The sequence below is a fragment of the Mangrovibacter sp. MFB070 genome, assembly GCF_000705335.1.
Taxonomy (GTDB): domain Bacteria; phylum Pseudomonadota; class Gammaproteobacteria; order Enterobacterales; family Enterobacteriaceae; genus Mangrovibacter; species Mangrovibacter plantisponsor.
The window spans coordinates 1-3,782 of the sequence record NZ_JJMI01000055.1 but is presented as its reverse complement, the minus strand read 5'-3'; the positions used below and the strand labels follow the sequence as shown (position 1 = coordinate 3,782).

Genomic DNA, 3,782 nt, shown 5'->3' with positions numbered 1-3,782 from the left:
TTGTCGTGCCCCATTGCTTAATTAAATTACGCCTCACGCCATTAATTATCATTGGCGTTGAAATGTATCCGCCCGTTCCCAGGGCTCCAGAGCATACCCCCGCCAGAGCGATATCTCCCAAACCAAGGTTTAAGAGAATGACCGTTCGCCCGCTATTTGGCATGCTTTCGGCTTTTGCCGGGAGAAATACTGGTGCTGATAGGCTATGTGAGGGTGTCAACAAATGACCAGAACACTGCATTACAACGAAATGCGCTTGAGTGTGCAGGATGTGAGCTAATTTTTGAGGATAAAATCAGCGGGAAGACATCAGACCGCCCCGGATTAAAAAAGCTTCTCAGAATGCTTTCAGACGGCGATACGCTGGTTGTGTGGAAACTGGACAGGCTTGGGCGCAGTATGCGTCATCTTGTCGTACTGGTTGAAGATCTAAAAATAAGAGGGATAAATTTTCGCAGCCTTACTGACAGCATTGATACCAGTACACCCATGGGGCGCTTTTTCTTCCACGTAATGGGAGCACTTGCAGAAATGGAACGTGAGTTAATAGTAGAGCGAACCAGAGCTGGTCTTGAGGCAGCTCGTGCAGAAGGGAGAATTGGAGGTCGGAAGCCTAAGTTTACTATAGAGCAATGGGCACAAATGGGCAGGCTTATTGCTGCTGGTGAGTCCTATCAGCGTGTGGCGCTAATCTTTGATGCTGGTTTATCGACCCTGTATAAAAGGTTTCCAGTCGGCTCTAAGCTTTGACATTTAAAGTTGGATCACATGTTGTGATCCAAAGTTGTTTGACAAAAATTCGCGATTTATGTGCCGCGCTACACCCGTAGTAAGCACTGGGGCCCCCAGCCCGCATAACCGGGTGTGCTTTTGCCGTCTGGTAAACCCCGTCTTCCAGCAGGTGAGCGGCGATATGAACTGCGACAACCTCACCCAGTACCAGCCAGGTATTCAGCTTTTCTTCTGCAGCATTAGTGAGTTGAATGCACTGTGTCAGTTTGCATTCAAAATTGACCGGGCTCTCGCTGACACGGGGAACGGGTATTTTGCGGGAAGCAGCCGGAGTTAACCCGGCAAGTGCGAATTCATCCACTCCGGCAGCAACGGATGCCGATGTCTCATTCATGGCACTGGCCAGCTCGCGGGTAACCAGGTTCCAGGCAAAGTAGCCAGTGCGGGTGATATTTTCCACACTGTTTTTCCACCCGGAACTGGCGAATCCTATAATAGGTGGCTGGTAGTTGAAGCAATTAAAAAAACTGTAAGGGGCAAGGTTGGCAACCCCCTGTTCATTGACTGATGAAATCCAGCCAATTGGTCGCGGGCCAATAATCGCGTTCAGTGGATTATGGGGCAAACCATGCCCCCGTTCAGGCTCATAATAGTAGTAATCAGTGGTCATTTTTGGCAGCCAGGTAATTAACAGGTAACCAACAGGCTAGCACAAGGTATATGGCTTGCACTTTACCTTGTTATGCTGAACGCGTATCTTACGCGCCCGGACACAAGGAGCCAGGATGAAACAGATTGCTGAGAAAAACCAGTTGCACCCGCGTAACCGCCACCAGGGCCGTTATGATTTTGACCGCCTGGTTCAGGCCCTGCCTGAGCTGGGGAGTAAAGTAATACTCTCACCTCGTGGGGATAAAACCGTGAATTTCGCGGACCCTGATGCGGTTAAAATGCTTAACCGTGCATTGCTGGCGGCGGATTACGGTATTCAGCACTGGGATATTCCGGAAGGTTTTCTGTGCCCGCCAGTGCCTGGGCGGGCTGATTATATCCACCACCTGGCTGATTTGCTGGCCCGGACTGGCAAGCAGGGGGTTCCGCACTCTGCCAGCCTGCTGGATATTGGTACCGGTGCGAATTGTATTTACCCGTTGATTGGGCAGCATGAGTATGGCTGGCGCTTTACCGGAACAGATGTCAGTAAAGAGGCGCTGAGCCATGCCCAACAGGTAATCCAGGCAAACCCCGGGCTGAGTACCCGGATTCGTTTACGCCGCCAAAAAACACCGGGTGCTATTTTCGCCGGTGTAGTAACCAAAACAGACCGTTTTGATGCCACGTTATGTAACCCGCCTTTTCATGCCTCCGCTCAGGAAGCGCTGGAAGGTAATACCCGCAAACGCAAAAACCTGGGGCTTAACAGTAACTCACCTGCACTCAATTTTGGTGGGCAGCACAGTGAGTTATGGTGCGAAGGGGGAGAACTGGCCTTTATTCGCCAGATGGTGGCGGAGAGCCGCACTATTGCCAGCCAGGTGTTATGGTTTACTTCGCTGGTTTCTAAAGCAGAACATATGCGCAGTATTGAGCATGCTTTGCGTGAAGCCGGTGTGGCAATGGTGGTAAAACAGCCTATGTCTCAAGGGCAAAAGCAGAGCCGTTTTATCGCCTGGAGCTATCTGTCCCCTGAAGAGCGCCTGGCCTGGGCGGGGAAATGGGGTAAATAAAAGTCATTAAGTGAGGGGCTGTTTAGCCTCTCACTGTACTGGTTAGTTCGTTATCTCTTTCTTTTTTCTTCACTATTATCTTGCATTTTCCCTGGCAGGTTATTGGGAACTTAAACTAACAATAAACACATTGTATTTTTAATATCGCCTGCCTCTCTTGTTAATTTCTATAAATACATTTTTTCTGTTTATAAATCTTCTTTGTTATTCTATTTAACATTATGATTTAATTTAATTTTTTTTGTTATTTATATTATTTTGATCGGCGCAGACGATCAGTTTTCTTATATTGATCGTTATGCCTATCAATGCCTGCTTCCGTGCTGAACAAACCAATTATCTTTTCCCGCCCGTAGTCCTTATAACTGCGCCCGCAAAACCGGTGCGTTTTTTTTCACCGGTTGCTTAATTTCTTTTGTTTTTTGGCCGCCTTTAATGACCAGAGGCCGGAGCGTTTTCCCGGAAACGGCACCTGGCTGGTGGCCCCACAAATAAGGACAGTTTGATGAAAAACAAAACCGCAGCACTCAGCGCGCTTTCGGTGTGTATTTCCCTGGCACTGAACGGCCAGGCTTTTGCACAAACCCCGCTTCCGGCAACGGTTGCCCCCACAGAAAACCTGGAATGCCCGGCAGACCTGAGCCTGCTTACCCCTGAAGAGCAGGCGGCACTGGCGGAACAGTGCCAGGCAGCAGAACCACAGCCCGAAGAAACCCAGGCCGCTCAGGCCAGTGAACTGCCAGCGTGGATGACCGACCAGACCACCCTGCTCGCCGGGGGCGGGGCCGCAGCCCTGGCCGCCACCATTGCCATTGCGGCGGGAGGCAGCAGCGGGGGCGGCGGCAGTGGCGGCGACCGTAACGAAGGCGGAGACGGTGGCAATAACGGCGGCGATGGCGACGGCAATAACTACGAAGAGTGGGAAATAGGTAACCAGCTGGAAGGGGACAACAAGGAAAACACGCTGGAAGGCAACACCAGTGCCGGAGAAGGGGAAATCGGCAACCTGGTGACCGGCAATAACACAGACAACACCCTCGAAGGCGACACGGACGTCACCGAAGGCGGCAAAGGCACGGTGGTGGACGGCAATAACACCACCACCACCAATGAAGGCGAGGTGACAGTCAGCGGTGAAGGCTCTGTGGGGCTGGAAGTGAACGGTAACGATGCTCAGGTCAGCAACACGGGCAATACCGAAGTTGACGCCGGGGGAGCCGGAACCGTTATCAACGGCAATGATGGTAGTGTAACCAACACAGGCGAGACCAGTGTCACCGGAGAAGGCTCTGCCGGAACGGTGATTAACGGCGATAACGGTAC

At 51.3% G+C, this 3,782-nt stretch carries 4 protein-coding genes; 3 read left to right on the top strand and 1 reads right to left on the bottom strand.

The annotated features are described in order from the left end of the window. The first annotated feature begins 192 nt into the window (after nucleotides 1-192). On the top strand, nucleotides 193-750 hold the full coding sequence (locus DT73_RS24415; RefSeq protein WP_036116504.1) for a recombinase family protein: 558 nt from the start codon (nucleotides 193-195) through the stop codon (nucleotides 748-750). Here DT73_RS24415 and DT73_RS24410 read toward each other — a convergent pair. Then, the gene (locus tag DT73_RS24410) at nucleotides 740-1,402 is read right to left on the bottom strand and encodes a flavin reductase family protein (protein WP_051691534.1); all 663 of its coding nucleotides are present in this window, start codon (nucleotides 1,400-1,402) and stop codon (nucleotides 740-742) included. The two genes, DT73_RS24415 and DT73_RS24410, sit on opposite strands and share 11 nt — an antisense overlap. A gap of 115 nt (nucleotides 1,403-1,517) precedes the next feature. Between DT73_RS24410 and rlmF the strand changes: the two genes are divergently transcribed. Together rlmF and DT73_RS26360 are read left to right on the top strand one after the other, a co-directional pair. Beyond that, nucleotides 1,518-2,459: a 23S rRNA (adenine(1618)-N(6))-methyltransferase RlmF gene (rlmF, locus tag DT73_RS24405; RefSeq protein ID WP_036116502.1), complete on the top strand. Its 942-nt coding sequence runs from the start codon at nucleotides 1,518-1,520 to the stop codon at nucleotides 2,457-2,459. A 505-nt stretch (nucleotides 2,460-2,964) separates the two neighbouring features. Further along, nucleotides 2,965-3,782: hypothetical protein (locus tag DT73_RS26360; RefSeq protein WP_036116500.1), on the top strand; the 818-nt coding region annotated here is incomplete at its 3' end.